Origin of the sequence: Mesorhizobium sp. NPDC059025, assembly GCF_042739655.1 — a bacterium.
In the GTDB taxonomy this organism is placed as follows: domain Bacteria; phylum Pseudomonadota; class Alphaproteobacteria; order Rhizobiales; family Rhizobiaceae; genus Mesorhizobium.
In genome coordinates, this window is the sequence record NZ_JBHYIM010000007.1 from 230,960 (window position 1) to 244,759 (window position 13,800).

17 protein-coding genes are annotated in these 13,800 nt (G+C 62.9%); 9 read left to right on the forward strand and 8 right to left on the reverse strand.

The annotated features are described in order from the left end of the window. Positions 1-28 precede the first annotated feature (28 nt). From ACFWYE_RS18705 to ACFWYE_RS18720, 4 genes are all read left to right on the forward strand, one after another. Complete coding sequence (locus ACFWYE_RS18705; RefSeq protein WP_379065971.1) at positions 29-712, forward strand: queuosine precursor transporter; 684 nt, start codon at positions 29-31, stop codon at positions 710-712. Beyond that, positions 709-1,407, forward strand: a complete 699-nt coding sequence (locus tag ACFWYE_RS18710; protein ID WP_379113391.1) for a spermidine synthase — start codon at positions 709-711, stop codon at positions 1,405-1,407. Before ACFWYE_RS18705 ends, ACFWYE_RS18710 begins: the two co-directional genes overlap by 4 nt. A gap of 163 nt (positions 1,408-1,570) precedes the next feature. Beyond that, positions 1,571-1,876 carry an NIPSNAP family protein gene (locus ACFWYE_RS18715; protein ID WP_379065968.1) on the forward strand — a complete coding sequence of 102 codons (306 nt, stop codon included), beginning with the start codon at positions 1,571-1,573 and terminating at the stop codon, positions 1,874-1,876. A 28-nt stretch (positions 1,877-1,904) separates the two neighbouring features. Further along, positions 1,905-2,351, forward strand: coding sequence for a GNAT family N-acetyltransferase (locus ACFWYE_RS18720; RefSeq protein ID WP_379113392.1), 447 nt, complete (start codon positions 1,905-1,907; stop codon positions 2,349-2,351). Positions 2,352-2,393: 42 nt separating this feature from the next. On the opposite strand, the gene ACFWYE_RS18725 is transcribed toward ACFWYE_RS18720, so the two are convergent. From ACFWYE_RS18725 to ACFWYE_RS18745, 5 genes are all read right to left on the reverse strand, one after another. Then, a complete protein-coding gene (locus ACFWYE_RS18725) occupies positions 2,394-2,768 on the reverse strand; it encodes a nuclear transport factor 2 family protein (protein WP_379065964.1) in 375 nt (124 codons plus the stop codon). Positions 2,769-2,923: 155 nt separating this feature from the next. Further along, the gene (locus ACFWYE_RS18730) at positions 2,924-3,949 is read right to left on the reverse strand and encodes an esterase-like activity of phytase family protein (RefSeq protein ID WP_379113394.1); all 1,026 of its coding nucleotides are present in this window, start codon (positions 3,947-3,949) and stop codon (positions 2,924-2,926) included. Further along, the gene (gene cobT, locus ACFWYE_RS18735; RefSeq protein ID WP_379113396.1) at positions 3,946-5,844 is read right to left on the reverse strand and encodes a cobaltochelatase subunit CobT; all 1,899 of its coding nucleotides are present in this window, start codon (positions 5,842-5,844) and stop codon (positions 3,946-3,948) included. Before cobT ends, ACFWYE_RS18730 begins: the two co-directional genes overlap by 4 nt. Before the next feature lie 12 nt (positions 5,845-5,856). Then, complete coding sequence (gene cobS / locus ACFWYE_RS18740; protein WP_129412806.1) at positions 5,857-6,843, reverse strand: cobaltochelatase subunit CobS; 987 nt, start codon at positions 6,841-6,843, stop codon at positions 5,857-5,859. Positions 6,844-6,969: 126 nt separating this feature from the next. Then, a complete protein-coding gene (locus ACFWYE_RS18745; RefSeq protein ID WP_379113398.1) occupies positions 6,970-7,587 on the reverse strand; it encodes a J domain-containing protein in 618 nt (205 codons plus the stop codon). A gap of 158 nt (positions 7,588-7,745) precedes the next feature. Here ACFWYE_RS18745 and ACFWYE_RS18750 point away from each other — a divergent pair, with 158 nt between their 5' ends. Then, entirely contained in the window at positions 7,746-8,048 is a 303-nt protein-coding gene (locus tag ACFWYE_RS18750) for a BolA family protein (RefSeq protein ID WP_379065956.1), read from the forward strand. An 88-nt stretch (positions 8,049-8,136) separates the two neighbouring features. Continuing rightward, positions 8,137-8,841: an aquaporin gene (locus ACFWYE_RS18755; protein WP_379113400.1), complete on the forward strand. Its 705-nt coding sequence runs from the start codon at positions 8,137-8,139 to the stop codon at positions 8,839-8,841. Here the strand turns inward: ACFWYE_RS18755 and ACFWYE_RS18760 are convergent. The 3 genes from ACFWYE_RS18760 to ACFWYE_RS18770 are packed head-to-tail and all read right to left on the reverse strand — an operon-like array spanning position 8,789 to position 11,435. Beyond that, positions 8,789-9,715: a transporter associated domain-containing protein gene (locus ACFWYE_RS18760; protein WP_379113402.1), complete on the reverse strand. Its 927-nt coding sequence runs from the start codon at positions 9,713-9,715 to the stop codon at positions 8,789-8,791. The genes ACFWYE_RS18755 and ACFWYE_RS18760 overlap by 53 nt on opposite strands. Then, complete coding sequence (gene aroB / locus ACFWYE_RS18765; RefSeq protein WP_379113404.1) at positions 9,712-10,827, reverse strand: 3-dehydroquinate synthase; 1,116 nt, start codon at positions 10,825-10,827, stop codon at positions 9,712-9,714. The genes ACFWYE_RS18760 and aroB overlap by 4 nt, the downstream gene beginning before the upstream one ends. Next, positions 10,824-11,435: a shikimate kinase gene (locus ACFWYE_RS18770; protein ID WP_379113406.1), complete on the reverse strand. Its 612-nt coding sequence runs from the start codon at positions 11,433-11,435 to the stop codon at positions 10,824-10,826. The genes aroB and ACFWYE_RS18770 overlap by 4 nt, the downstream gene beginning before the upstream one ends. A 135-nt stretch (positions 11,436-11,570) precedes the next feature. On the opposite strand from ACFWYE_RS18770, the gene ACFWYE_RS18775 reads away from it, so the two are divergent. The 3 genes from ACFWYE_RS18775 (at position 11,571) to ACFWYE_RS18785 (ending at position 13,705) form a co-directional block, all read left to right on the forward strand. Next, complete coding sequence (locus tag ACFWYE_RS18775) at positions 11,571-11,723, forward strand: histidine kinase (protein WP_379065948.1); 153 nt, start codon at positions 11,571-11,573, stop codon at positions 11,721-11,723. A gap of 20 nt (positions 11,724-11,743) precedes the next feature. Further along, positions 11,744-12,658 (forward strand): site-specific tyrosine recombinase XerD, encoded by a 915-nt coding sequence (locus ACFWYE_RS18780; RefSeq protein ID WP_379113408.1) that lies wholly within the window; start codon positions 11,744-11,746, stop codon positions 12,656-12,658. Positions 12,659-12,754: 96 nt separating this feature from the next. Next, on the forward strand, positions 12,755-13,705 hold the full coding sequence (locus ACFWYE_RS18785) for an acetyl-CoA carboxylase carboxyltransferase subunit alpha (protein ID WP_379065944.1): 951 nt from the start codon (positions 12,755-12,757) through the stop codon (positions 13,703-13,705). Positions 13,706-13,800: the final 95 nt, after the last annotated feature.

Genomic DNA, 13,800 nt, shown 5'->3' on the forward strand with positions numbered 1-13,800 from the left:
CGCTGGTTCCATTACCCAGGATAAAAAAATGCGTTTCCTTTCGCGCTACTTGCCCTTTGTGGTCGCCATGGCGCTTGTCGTCGTGGCTTCGAACATCCTCGTTCAGTTTCCGATGCAGGGACAGGTCGGCGCGTTGTCGCTGGCCGATATCCTGACCTGGGGCGCCTTCACCTATCCGTTCGCCTTCCTCGTCACCGATCTCGCCAACCGCCGCTACGGGCCGTCTGTGGCACGCCGGATCGTCTTCGTCGGCTTCATGGCCGCCGTGATCTGCTCCATCGTCGCGCCGCCGCTGCTGTTCCGCGCCGGGCTGATCGAATTCGACACGGCGGCTGCCCGCCTGGTGCGCATCGCCTGCGCTTCCGGTGCTGCCTTCCTGACCGCCCAGCTTCTTGATGTCACGGTGTTCAACTGGTTGCGCCGCCAGAGCTGGTGGCGTGCTCCGATCTTCGGAACGCTGGTCGGTTCGGTGTTCGACACGCTGATTTTCTTCTCGATCGCCTTTTCCGCTACCTTCGCCTTTATCGGCCCTGACGATGCTTTCGCATTGGAGAATGCGCCGTTGCTCGGCATCTTTCCGATGGAAACCATGCGCTGGCTGTCCTGGGCGCTGGGCGACCTGTCGGTGAAGCTCATCATCGCAGTCTTCGCGCTGATTCCCTACCGCCTGATCGCAGCGCGTTGGGGCCAGCCGGCAACGGTCCAGCCTTGATCCCCTGGGAGCAGCTCGACGCCGCCAGGACGCCTGACGGCAAGCAGGAGCTGCGGCTGAAGCGGCGCGGAAGCGAATTCTCGATCATGCTCGGCTCCAACGAGCTGATGAACAGCCGTCTCAGCGGCTCGGAGGAAGCGCTCGCCCGGCTTTCGCTGGAGAAACTCGGCAGGCGCGATCGCATCAACGTCCTGATCGGCGGGCTCGGCATGGGTTTCACCCTGCGCGCCGCACTTGCCGAACTCGGCAGCGATGCAAGGGTCACCGTCGCCGAACTGGTGCCGGCGGTGATCGCCTGGGCACGCGGCCCGATGACCACAATCTTCAACGGCTGTCTCGAGGATGCGCGTGTCGCCATCAGCCAAGGCGATGTCATCGCCGCGATCGATGCCGCTCGCCGCGAATTCGACGCCATCCTTCTCGACGTCGACAACGGGCCCGAAGGGTTGACGCAGGACAGCAACGACACGCTCTACGGCTTCACCGGCCTCAAGGCTGCCCACAACGCGCTGACGGCAGGAGGCGTCCTGGCTGTCTGGTCGTCCGGACCGGATCGCGGCTTCACTCGCCGCTTGCAGCAGAGCGGCTTCATCGCCGAGGCGGTCACCGTGCGCGCGCACGGCAAACGCGGCGCCAAGCATACCATCTGGCTCGCCGTCAAACCACACTTGGGCAATCCCAGGAAAAGTGTGTAACGGTTTTCCGTCCGGAATTGCGTAAGAACAACAGTGGAGCGTTTCCGTGTTTCCGTGAAAACGGAACCACTCCGGGCGCTGCACATCGCAAAGAAGTCGCTGGCCCTACCGGGCGGTCGGCGCCGATGTTTTTCTCCGCTCTCAACAGACTGCCGGAGAAATCATGGTCACCTGTTACCTGCGCTACATTCTCAACCCCGCGCGCCTGAAGGAATTCGAACATTACGGCCGGCTGTGGATCCCGCTTGTCGAAAAGTTCGGCGGCACCCACCACGGCTATTTCATGCCCTCCGAAGGGGCGAGCAATGTTGCGCTCGCCTTGTTCACCTTCCCAAGCCTTGCAACCTATGAGGAGTACCGGACAAAGGCCGCGGAGGATCCAGAATGTCAGGCGGCCATGCGTTACTACGAGGAGACCCAGTGCTTCCTGAGCTACGAGCGCTCTTTTTTCCGCCCAGTCTTTGATTGACCATCCCCAACTGACGGACCCAAGCCAAATGACTGTTGTTTTGAAAACGCTCGGCGAAACCGAGCGGGAAGCCGTTGTTGCTCTCCATGTCGCTGATGAGCAGTCCGACTTCGTCGCAACGAACGCTGAATCCCTGGAAGAAGCCGACGAGAATCCAGCCTGCGTGCCGCTCGGAATCTTCGTGAACGACCAGCCGGTCGGCTTCGCCATGTACACGCTCGACGCAGACGACGGAAACTGGTGGATCTACCGCCTGATGATCGACGAGCGCTTCCAGAAGCGCGGTTACGGCCGCGCCGGCTTGCGTGCCGTGGTCGAAAGGATGGCCGCCATTCCCGGTTGCGACGCCATCTACCTCGGTGTCGTTAAGGAGAACCGCTCCGCTGCCGCCTTTTATCGACAGGAAGGGTTTCGGGAGACCGGCCAGATCCTGGGCGACGAGACCGCCATGCGCCTCGAGCTCAAGAAAGCCTGAGCAAGGCTGTCGAGCCACCAGGGCGAAACGATGGACGCTGGATCACTTGGGAGACTGCAATGGTCCGAAGAAGCCGATGATGCTCTCGATGTGGCTGCCGTCAGAACTGAAAACGGCAATGTCGAGACCTTCCGGCAGTTCCGTGCCGTCGGCTTCAACCACGCGCCAGCCGAAACGCGCGATGCCGTGATGGATGTCGACAGCGGTGGTACGCTCAATCCGTGCGCCGGGACGGCTCGCTCTGATCCTGACGATATGAGCGAGCAGCTCTTCAGCGCCGGTCGTGGCCGCGCGCGGATCGGTGTAGGTGGCGTCCTTGGCCCAGACTGCGTGCAGAAGCGTCGCACGACGTGCATCGTCGGCTTCATTCCAGACGGCGCAATAACGATCGATCAGGTCTGTGACATTTGAGGGCATCGGCTGGCCTCGAAGCGTGCGCGATCCCTAGCCTAGAGCGTTTCCGTTCTTAACGGAAACGCGGAAACGCTCTAAGTTTATTTTTACGCAATTCCGGGCGGAAAACCGCTACGCACTTTTCCTGGAATTGCTCAAGCACCGGCGCCAGCGTGCTCTCAATCCTCGTTGAGGATGAATTCCAGATAGAGGTTCCGCTGCAGGATCGAATGATTGTCGTCGGAGACAAGCGAGATGATCAGCTTGCCGTCGTCGCGCCGCCAGACATCCATGCCTTCCATGTTATCGATCTGGTAGGCCATGTCGGCCTCCAGCAGAACCGAACCATCGGCGACGTTGCCTTTGGCGATCTCGGTGCCGCCGATACGACGCAACCGCATCTTGACACCGCCGGCCATTGAGAAGGATCGCTCGAGAAGCAGCAGATCGCCACCAGGAAGAAATGCGCCATCGGTGATGTCGAACTCGCCGTTGCGACGCACCGTGAAGATGCCCTTGCCCGGCCCTTCGATGATGGCCGCATAGATGTTGCCATCCTTGTCCAGGCTCTTTTCAGACACGACCACCAGAGCGCCTTCCAGCGGCCCATCGGCCGGCGCGCGTGTCACGGTCTCGAAGCCGCGGTTCCTGCGCAGTTCGTTTGCCGGGATGAGGAAGTCGAGCAGCTTGAACGGCGCTTTCATGCCAGCCGGGTCGATCTTGAACTGCGCGACACGATGGTTGCGCTCGAAGCCGACGGTTGCGATGCCGTCCTTGACGTTCAGGCCTTCGGCGTCGACCTCCCATTTCCTGTCGATCGGCTGCCCGGCGTCGTCCACCATCTGCTGCATGGTGAAGTTGAAGATGGCAAAAGGCTGGCCTTGCGCCATGCGTGCAATGGAACCGAAATACCAGAATCCGGTGTCGGTCACGCCGATGAAATCACTGCCCGGGGTGAGGAACCGGAAAGCCGACAGGGCGCCGAAATCGCGCGATGAGCCGGTCATTTCCAGCCCGCCAACGAATTCCAGCGGCCCGAATTTCCTCTCATCCCGGCCGATATGGAACTGGGTGATCTGCCGCACGCTGATCTCGACCGGTTCGACGGCCTGTCGCCCGGCCGCGAAACCAGTTGAGGTGGCAAGGAAGCCGGCGACGAGGAAAGAAGAGAGCCGCAGCCATCCTGGCCGCCTCGAACGGCTCACGAAGCGCGCCTGAAGCCGCCGCGGCGCATGTCGCGCGCGGTCTCCTCGCCGAACAGCGAGGCAAGCTGCTCGGTCATGGCACCGGCCAGCTCTTCGGCATCGACGATGGTGACGGCCCGGCGATAATAGCGCGTGACGTCATGGCCGATGCCGATGGCCAGCAACTCCACCGGCGAACGCTCTTCGATCAGTTCGATCACGGCGCGCAGATGCCGCTCGAGGTAGTTGCCCGGATTGACCGAAAGCGTGGAATCGTCGACCGGCGCGCCGTCCGAGATCATCATCAGGATCTTGCGCTGCTCTGGCCGGGCGATCAGCCGGTTGTGAGCCCACAACAGCGCCTCGCCGTCGATGTTCTCCTTGAGCAGGCCCTCGCGCATCATCAGGCCGAGATTGCGCCGGGCGCGCCGCCACGGCGCATCGGCGGACTTGTAGACGATGTGGCGCAGGTCGTTGAGGCGGCCGGGCGCCGGCGGCTTGCCGTCCTTCAACCACTTCTCGCGCGCCTGCCCGCCCTTCCAGGCGCGCGTCGTGAAGCCCAGGATCTCCACCGAAACGCCGCAACGCTCCAGCGTGCGCGCCAGGATGTCCGCGCAGGTCGCCGCAACCGTAATCGGCCGGCCGCGCATCGAGCCGGAATTGTCGAGCACCAGCGAGACAACCGTGTCACGGAACTTGGTGTCACGCTCCTGCTTGAAGGAGAGCGGCTGCATCGGATCGATGACGACGCGCACCAGACGCGCCGGATCGAGATAGCCCTCTTCGAGGTCGAAGTCCCACGAGCGGTTCTGCTGCGCCATCAGGCGGCGCTGCAGCCGGTTGGCCAAACGGCCGACCACGCCCTGCAGATTGGCAAGCTGCTTGTCGAGGAAGGCGCGCAGGCGGTCGAGTTCCTCCTCGTCGCACAGTTCCTCCGCTCCCACCGTCTCGTCGAAGGCGGTGGTGAAAACCTTGTAGTCGACATCCTTCGAGATCGTGGCAAAGGGGTTGTCGTTGCGCTTGGCTTCGCCCGGGGTCTCGGCGTCGGCTTCCTCTTCATCGGACAGGTCCTGCGAAGTGGCGTCCGTGGCCTCGGCCTCGGCGGAGTCCTCGTCATCGTCGGAAGCGTCGGCGTCCTCGGCCTGCGACTGGTCGGAACCGGAATCGTCCTCGCCGCCTTCCTCGCTCTGCTCCTCGCCTTGCGGCTGGTTCTCGTTGTCGTCCTCGGTATCTTCGGTTTCCTGGTCGTCGCCAAGTTCCTCGGCCATTTCCATGGAAGCGAGCATCTCGCGCACGACACGGGCGAAGGCCTGCTGGTCTTCCAGCTTTCCGGCCAGTCCGTCGAGATCGGCGCCGGCCTTGTCCTCGACCCATGGCCGCCAGAGATCGACCATGCGTTCGCCGCTCTTCGGCACCGCGCGTCCGGTCAGCTTTTCGCGGACCATCAGCGCCAGCGCTTCCTCGAGCGGCGCATCGGCACGATCGCGCACGTCGGCCAGATTGGCCTTCGCGTATTTGTCCTCCAGCATCGTGCCGATGTTGTCGGCAACGCCGGCCATCATGCGCGAACCGATCGCCTCGACGCGGGCCTGCTCGACCGCATCGAAAATCGCGCGCGCCTGCTTGCCTTCCGGGGCTAGCTTGGTGTGGATGCGGGCATCGTGGCAGGCGCGTTTCAACGCCATGGAATCGCCGAGGCCGCGGGTCACCGCGATGTCGACGGCTGAGGCCTTCTTCGGCAATTCCGGCAGGCGGGCGCGGCTGCCGGCCAGCGCCGGTCGCTCCTTGGCGAAGCCGACTTCCATCTCCTTGTCGCCGGAGATGGCACGCATGCACACGGTCACGGCACGCTTGAAGGCATCCGTGTCCGAGCCGTTCTTCGGCTTGTTGCGCGTGTTGTCGCCGGGGCCGGCCATGGAACTTCCTGCTTAGCCGAGCACCACGTTGGCGGAGCTCTCCGGGAGATCCTCACCGAAGGCACGCTGATAGAACTCGGCCACCACCGAACGCTCTAGCTCGTCGCACTTGTTCAGGAAGGTCAACCGGAACGCCATGCCGACATTGCCGAAGATCTCGGCATTTTCGGCCCAGGTGATCACCGTGCGCGGGCTCATCACGGTCGACAGATCGCCATTGATGAAGGCCGAGCGCGTCATGTCGGCGACCCGCACCATCTTGTTGACGATGTCCTTGCCCTTGTCGTTCTTGTAATGCTTGGCCTTGGCCAGCACGATGGCGACTTCGTTGTCATGCGGCAGGTAGTTCAGCGTGGTCACGATCGACCAGCGGTCCATCTGCGCCTGGTTGATCTGCTGCGTGCCGTGATAAAGGCCGGTGGTATCGCCGAGGCCGACCGTGTTGGCGGTGGCGAACAGGCGGAAGGCCGGATGCGGGCGGATGACGCGGCTCTGGTCGAGCAGGGTCAGACGGCCCGAGCTTTCCAGCACGCGCTGGATGACGAACATCACGTCCGGCCGCCCGGCATCGTATTCGTCGAAGCAGAGCGCGACATTGTGCTGGTAGGCCCATGGCAGGATGCCGTCGCGGAATTCAGTGACCTGCATGCCTTCCTTCACGACGATCGCGTCCTTGCCGACGAGATCGATACGGCTGACATGGCTGTCGAGGTTGACGCGCACGCAGGGCCAGTTGAGGCGGGCGGCAACCTGCTCGATGTGCGTCGACTTGCCGGTGCCGTGATAACCCGACACCATGACGCGACGGTTGTAGGCAAAGCCGGCGAGGATCGCCATGGTGGTGTGCTGGTCGAACAGATAGTCCGGGTCGACATCCGGAACATGCTCCGTGGCCACCGAATAGGCTGGCACGACCATCTTGGATTCGAAGCCGAATTTTTCCTTCACCGACACCGTCGTGTCGGGCAGGTTGGCGATATCGCGATCGACCTTGTTCATGCGTCTCAACGTCTCCACGGGCGAAGCGTTGCGCTTCGCCGGCAACCCAAATTGTTCGGGGCGGTCATAAAACCTTTTCCAACCCGAGGATAGTTGGAAAAAGGCACGCCTCAGCTCAGCTTGAGCTCAACACAGGCCTGCCTGCTTGAGCACGCGATAGGCTTGCAGCACATCGCGGAACCGGTCTTCCGAACCTCTGTCGCCGCCATTCGCATCCGGATGGTGGCGCTTCACGAGTTCCTTATACCGCGCCTTGATCTCTTGGCCAGTCGCCTTTGTGTCAAGGCCAAGCGTTTCCAGCGCCTTGGCCTCAAGTGGCTTCGCCTTGCGTTCGCGCGGGGCGCCGTGGTCTCGCGGCTCATTGAACAGGTTGTAGGGGTCGCGCATGCGATTGTAGTAGCCGGCGCGGCCGGAACGCTGCTTCGCGAAATCGGGCGCGGTATGGGTGCCGCCATTGGTGCCCATGGTCCATGTCGGGCGATGCCCGGTCGCCGCTTCCTTCTGGAAACGCGCGATCTCGGAATCGGGAACGCCCGAAAAATAATTGAAGCCTTTGTTGTACTCGCGCACGTGGTCGAAGCAGAATTTGAAATACTGGCCTTCGGCCATGCGCCCCACAGGCGCACGATGCGTACCCGGTTCCTTGCAGCCATCCCACTGGCAGGTCGGTGCGCGCGACTTCAGCTCCGCGTCCTTTTCCGGGCGAATGCGGAGTTTTTCGAAATATTTTGGATAGGGCTTCATCTGACCCCATTTATGGGCTGTTCGCCCGACGATACAAGAATTGACATTTCGGCGATGATCGCCCTAACCGCTGAATCGCGGCTTAAACGGGGCGAACGACAGCCGGCCGGCGACGAAAATTGTTGGCGATCAAGCCTATGTGGTGAAGGAGAACGACAATGTCCATGCAGACGGCGATGGAAAAAAAGCTGACTGAAGCTTTTGCGCCCGAAAGACTGGCCATTGTCAACGAAAGCCACCTTCATGCTGGCCATCATCACGCCGAAAGCGATCATCATGCCACCTTCGACGGAACCGGTGAGACACATTTCCGCATCCGCATCGTCTCGCCTGCCTTTTCCGGCATGAGCCGCATCGAGCGCCATCGTGCCGTCAATGCCCTGCTGGCCGACGAGTTGAAAGCTGGCCTGCACGCCCTGGCGATCGAGCCGGCAGCCCCCGGCGAAAAGACGCGCTGGTAGTCCAAAACTTGAAACACTTCTGCTGTCGCCGAGAGTAGACGCCCTGCCTTCCGCTTGGGAAACTTCCAGGCTGGGGGAGATCAGCGACATGCCATTTCACACGCGACTGGCAGCGGAGACGCTGGCGACGGCGCTGCTGCTCGCCACGGTCATCGGCTCGACCATCATGGGCACGACATTGGCACCCGCCAATCCGGCCTTTGCGCTCTTTGTCACGTCGACCTCTACCGGCGGCATGCTGTTTGTGCTGATTTCCGCCTTCGGACCGGTGTCGGGCGCGCACATCAACCCTGTCGTCAGCTTCGGACTTGCCGCCACCGGCGACTTCGCCTGGCGCGAATGCCTTCCTTATTGCGCTGCCCAGATCATCGGCGCGATCATCGGCATCTGGGTGGCACATGCGATGTTCGAACAGCCCGTGTTGCAGCTCTCGGCGACGACACGCGACAGCTTCGGCCTATGGCTTTCGGAAGCGGTGGCGACATTCGGCCTGCTGCTGGTCGTGCTCGGCTGCGCTGCCCGCAAGCCCGCAGCGACTGCCGCAGCGGTCGGCCTCTATATCGCCGCCGCCTACTGGTTCACCGCGTCGTCTTCCTTCGCCAATCCTGCCATGACGCTTGCCCGCGCCTTCACCGCAACCGCGGCGGGCATCCGGCTCGGCGATGTCGCCGGCTGGATCATTGCGCAATGTCTCGGTGCTTTCGTGGCATGCCTTGTCGCGCGCCTGTTCTGGCCAAGGGCTACTGCAGCTTCGGAGCCTCTTGCTGCTGTATCTCTACAGACGCCGGCCTGATCCTGATCCGTGCGATGCGGTTCTTGTCGCGCTTCATCACCAGGAAGCGCTTGCCGTGGAAGGTGAAAGCCTGCTTCTCGACCGGGATCGACTGCGCCTCGTGAATGATGAGGCCGGCGATCGTCGTCGCCTCCTCATCAGGCAGCGTCCACCCCAGCGCCCGGTTGAGGTCGCGGATCGATACCGTGCCTTCCACCACCACGGAGCCGTCGGCTTCCTGCTTCACGCCCTGGACATCGATGTCGTGCTCGTCGGAAATTTCCCCGACGATTTCCTCGATGATGTCCTCCAGCGTCAGCAACCCTTCCACCTCGCCATATTCGTCGACGACGATGGCGATATGGGCGCGCCGGCGCAGGAACGCGTTGAGCTGCTCCTCAAGGCTGGTCGTGTCCGGCACGAACCAGGGCTTCGCTGCGATCTTCAGGATGTCGATCTTCGAAAAATCATTGTCGACTTCGTTGAGCGCCCGCAGCAGATCCTTTGCGTGAAGAATTCCGACGATGTTGTCGAGCGAACTCTTCCACAATGGCAGCCTGGTGTGCGGGCTCTGCAGCACTTCGCGCACGATCGCCTCCGGCGCGTTGTCGGCGTTGACGGAGCGCATGTTGGTGCGATGGACCATGACGTCGGAGACTTCCAGCTCGCGCAGCGCCAGCAGCGCCTCGACCCGGTTGCGATCCTCTTTCATGGCTTTCGCTTCGCTGCGCAGCCGCGAGATCACCGCGCGCGCCTCCTGCTGCGTCAGGCGTCGCCGCTTCCGGCTGATCAGTTGCAGGCCGAACGAAGCAAGCAGGGGCTTGCGGAACAGGACGGCCAGCAACGCCAAGACAACCAGCCCGGCGGCAATGATCCATCCCGCCATTTCGCTCATTCGAGGCTGTCCCGCAGGAACGCCACCACTTCCGAGGCCGGCACATCCCTGGCGATGAAGGATTGGCCGATGCCGCGTGTCAGGATGAAGGTCAATGCGCCGCGCGACACCTTCTTGTCCTGGGTGATGTAGTCGAACAGTTTTTCCGGGCCCGGCAGTTCGCCTGGAATGTCGGCGACACGCGTCGGCAAGCCGACTGCCTTGAGATGGGCTTCGACACGTGCCGCGTCGTCCTGGCTCGCCAGGTTCAGCCGCGCGGAGAACCGATGCGCCAGCACCATGCCGATCGACACACCTTCGCCGTGCACCAGCCTGGCACCATCATAGGCAGTCGCTGCCTCCAGCGCATGACCGAAGGTGTGGCCGAGATTGAGCAGAGCGCGGTCGCCGGTTTCGAATTCGTCGCGTGCCACCACATCGGCCTTGGCCCGGCAGGCTTCTGCGATGGCCTCGATACGGGCATCGCCGCCGTCAAAGACCTCCTGCCAGTTCTTCTCCAGCCAGGCAAAGAAGGCAGGCCGGTCGATCAGACCGTATTTGGCGAGTTCGGCATAGCCTGCGCGAAATTCGCGGATTGGCAGTGTATCCAGCACACCGCTGTCGGCGAGCACCAGCTTCGGCTGATGGAAGACACCGATCAGGTTCTTGCCGCGCGCGCTGTTGATACCGGTTTTGCCGCCAACCGAAGAATCGACCTGGGCAAGCAATGAGGTCGGGACCTGCACGAAATCCATGCCGCGCCGCACGATGCCTGCGGCGAAGCCGGCCAGGTCGCCGATCACGCCGCCGCCCAGTGCGACAACAGCATCGCGGCGCTCCAGCTTCGCCCCCAGGACCGCGTCGACCACTTCCTGCAGATGCTCGAAGCTCTTGGTTTTTTCACCGGCCGGCAAGATGACGGTCTCGGCAACGGCCACCCCGCCGCTTTCCAGCCCGCTCTTCAGCGTTTCGAGATGGCTCGCCGCGACATTTTCGTCGGTAACGATCGCCACACGAGTGCCCGGCAGGCGGGAAGAAACGGTCTTGCCGGCACGGCCGAGCAAGCCGGGACCGATCATGATGTCATAGGCGCGGTCACCCAATCCGACCTCGACGGTGACGGTCCTGCTCATGCCTGCCCCTCGCCGACGGCAACAGCCGTCTGGATGTTGAAATGACCGCACAGTGCCGCGATCACTTCCTCGGCGATCACTTCCTTGCGTTCGTCGCGGGTCGGCACGGTGATATCGGCCAGCGCATAGGTTGGATAACGGTCATCCATCAGTTTCTGCAGCGTGGCGCGCGGGTTGGCGGTCTTCAGCAGCGGGCGGTTCTGCTTCTTGGACACTCGGTCCATCAGAAGATCGAGATCGGCTTTCAGCCACACGGAAATGCCATGTGAAGCGATCGCTTCACGTGTCTGCGCGTTCATGAAAGCGCCGCCGCCGGTGGAGAGCACCTGCGGCCCTTGCTCCAAAAGGCGCAGGATGACCCGCTGCTCGAGCGCCCGGAATTCCGTCTCGCCATAACGTTCGAAAAGCTCGGGGATGGTCATGCGCGACACACCCTCGATCTCCTGGTCGCTGTCGATGAAGGTGAGCCCGAGTGCTCCGGCCGTCTTGCGGCCGATTGCCGTCTTGCCGGCCCCCATCAGCCCGACAAACACGATCGAACGGCCACCAAGCCGCTCGATCAGCGCGACGCGGCTTTCGTCCTGCGGAATGGCGGCTTGCGGGTTCATTGCCGGCGTATCGACATGAAAAGCCCCTTTGCGTCAAGCGGCGCACGTGGCGAACTGCCCTTGAAATGGCGGAATCGCCGTCCCATAACGGGACGTTTCCGGCAACACCACAGAATCAAGGCGCCACCAGAACCCATGCCGACCCTGTTCCGCCTCGTCGTGACCCTGGCGATCCTGGCCGGCCTTGCCTACGGCACGATGTTCGCTCTGGTGATGTTCGTTTCGCCCAAGCAGGCCGAGCTTTCGGTGCGCATCCCGGCCGAAAAGCTCAACCCGAAGAAAAACTAGTCAGCGAAAGAGCCTGCACCATGAGCAGTGCCGCCCGCATCGAAGCCTTCCTCGAGATGATGAGTGCCGAGCGGGGTGCTGCCGAGAACACGCTGGCCAGCTATCGCCGCGATCTCGAAGATGCCGCCTCTGCCATCAGGGGTGGCCTGGCCAATGCCGCCCCGGGCGACATCCGCGGCTATCTCGACGGCATCGCGGCGCAGGGCTTTGCGCCGACATCACAGGCACGCAAGCTTTCGGCGCTGCGCCAGTTCTTCAAATTTCTCTACGCCGAAGGCCTGCGCCAGGACGATCCCACCGGCACGCTGGACAGCCCGAAGAAAGGCCGCCCGCTGCCCAAGACGATGGGCGAGGCCGAAGCAGGCCGCCTGCTCGACCGCGCCGCCGCCGAAGCGAAGGAACCGCCGTCGGGCAGCGATCCCCTTGCCGCACTCAGGCTGCATGCGCTGGTGGAAGTGCTCTACGCCACGGGATTGCGCGTTTCCGAACTTGTCGGCCTGCCGGTGACGGTGGCACAGCGTGACGACCGCTTCTTCATGGTGCGCGGCAAGGGCAACAAGGAACGAATGGTGCCGCTTTCGACCAAGGCCCGCCTCGCCATGACCGCATGGCTGGCCGCCCGCGCCGGGGTAGCGGCCTATGCCGAAAGCGCTTTCCTGTTTCCCTCCTCGTCCGACAGCGGCCACCTGCCCCGCCAGGTCTTCGCACGCGACCTGAAAGGCCTGGCAGCCCGCGCCGGCATCGCGGCGTCGAAGATATCCCCGCACGTGCTGCGGCATGCCTTCGCCAGCCATCTCCTGCAGAACGGCGCGGACCTGCGCGCCGTTCAGCAATTGCTCGGCCATGCCGACATTTCGACCACGCAGATATACACCCATGTTCTCGAGGAAAGGCTCGTTCGGCTGGTCAACGATCACCATCCGCTTGCCGACTAGGCCCGGTGTCGCTATGTGAGGGCGACGTTTCACAGCTCGGAACTGCCGTTACGGCTTCCTGTCCATCTGTTTTCCGGCGCAGCGGTCCCCTCACGAATGTACAATTATCTCGACTTCGAAAAACCGGTTCAGGACCTCGAGGGCAAGATCCTCGAACTGAAGAAGCTTGCCGAGAGCGGCGAGGCCGTCGATGTCGCCGACGAGATCGCGCGGCTGGAAAAGCGGGCGCGCGAAGCGCTGCGCGAGGCTTACAAGGCGTTGACGCCATGGCAGAAGGTGCAGGTGGCGCGCCACCCCGACCGGCCGCATTGCCTCGACTACATCAGCGGCCTGTTCACCGATTTCACCCCACTGGCCGGTGATCGCGGCTTCGGCGAAGACCAGGCCATCGTCTGCGGTTTCGCCCGCTTCCGTGGAGAATCGGTCGCCGTCATCGGTCAGGAAAAGGGCTCCGACACCGCCAGCCGCCTGAAGCACAATTTCGGCTCGGTCCGCCCAGAGGGTTACCGCAAGGCGGTGCGGGTCATGGAAATGGCCGACCGTTTCAAGGTACCGCTGGTCACGCTGGTCGACACAGCCGGCGCATTCCCGGGCGTCGATGCCGAGGAACGCGGCCAGGCCGAGGCGATCGCTCGTTCGACATCGGCAGGCCTTGCGTTGAAAGTGCCGTCGATCTCGATCGTCATCGGCGAAGGCGGTTCGGGCGGCGCGATCGCGATTGCGACCGCCAACCGCGTCTACATGCTCGAGCATGCGATCTATTCGGTGATTTCGCCCGAGGGTGCGGCTTCCATCCTGTGGCGCGACACCACGCGTTCGAAGGATGCGGCGACGAACATGAAGATCACCGCGCAGGACCTGCTCGAGCTCAAGATCATCGACGCCATCATTCCCGAACCGCTCGGCGGCGCTCATCGTGAGCCCGAAAAGGTGATCGGCGCCACAGGCGACCTGATCGCCAGGACGATGCAGGACTTCGCCAGCTCAAACGCCGATTTCCGCGAGCAGCGCCGCGAGAAATACCTCGCCATGGGGCGTTCGCTCTGACGAATTGACCGGAACGGACGGTATCGCCGGCAGCACAGCCGTCAGGCCGCGCGGAGCCTGATGGTTCAAAATGTGGCGAAGAACCTGTTTTCCGC

Excerpts from the sequence above, each read along its gene's own strand:
- ACFWYE_RS18705 (WP_379065971.1), top strand. The coding sequence starts at position 29 with ATGCGTTTCCTTTCGCGCTACTTGCCCTTTGTGGTCGCCATGGCGCTT.
- ACFWYE_RS18715 (WP_379065968.1), top strand. The coding sequence starts at position 1,571 with ATGGTCACCTGTTACCTGCGCTACATTCTCAACCCCGCGCGCCTGAAG.
- ACFWYE_RS18720 (WP_379113392.1), top strand. The coding sequence starts at position 1,905 with ATGACTGTTGTTTTGAAAACGCTCGGCGAAACCGAGCGGGAAGCCGTT.
- ACFWYE_RS18725 (WP_379065964.1), bottom strand. The coding sequence starts at position 2,768 with ATGCCCTCAAATGTCACAGACCTGATCGATCGTTATTGCGCCGTCTGG.
- cobT (WP_379113396.1), bottom strand. The coding sequence starts at position 5,844 with ATGGCCGGCCCCGGCGACAACACGCGCAACAAGCCGAAGAACGGCTCG.
- cobS (WP_129412806.1), bottom strand. The coding sequence starts at position 6,843 with ATGAACAAGGTCGATCGCGATATCGCCAACCTGCCCGACACGACGGTG.
- ACFWYE_RS18745 (WP_379113398.1), bottom strand. The coding sequence starts at position 7,587 with ATGAAGCCCTATCCAAAATATTTCGAAAAACTCCGCATTCGCCCGGAA.
- ACFWYE_RS18750 (WP_379065956.1), top strand. The coding sequence starts at position 7,746 with ATGTCCATGCAGACGGCGATGGAAAAAAAGCTGACTGAAGCTTTTGCG.
- ACFWYE_RS18755 (WP_379113400.1), top strand. The coding sequence starts at position 8,137 with ATGCCATTTCACACGCGACTGGCAGCGGAGACGCTGGCGACGGCGCTG.
- ACFWYE_RS18760 (WP_379113402.1), bottom strand. The coding sequence starts at position 9,715 with ATGAGCGAAATGGCGGGATGGATCATTGCCGCCGGGCTGGTTGTCTTG.
- aroB (WP_379113404.1), bottom strand. The coding sequence starts at position 10,827 with ATGAGCAGGACCGTCACCGTCGAGGTCGGATTGGGTGACCGCGCCTAT.
- ACFWYE_RS18770 (WP_379113406.1), bottom strand. The coding sequence starts at position 11,435 with ATGAACCCGCAAGCCGCCATTCCGCAGGACGAAAGCCGCGTCGCGCTG.
- ACFWYE_RS18775 (WP_379065948.1), top strand. The coding sequence starts at position 11,571 with ATGCCGACCCTGTTCCGCCTCGTCGTGACCCTGGCGATCCTGGCCGGC.
- ACFWYE_RS18780 (WP_379113408.1), top strand. The coding sequence starts at position 11,744 with ATGAGCAGTGCCGCCCGCATCGAAGCCTTCCTCGAGATGATGAGTGCC.
- ACFWYE_RS18785 (WP_379065944.1), top strand. The coding sequence starts at position 12,755 with ATGTACAATTATCTCGACTTCGAAAAACCGGTTCAGGACCTCGAGGGC.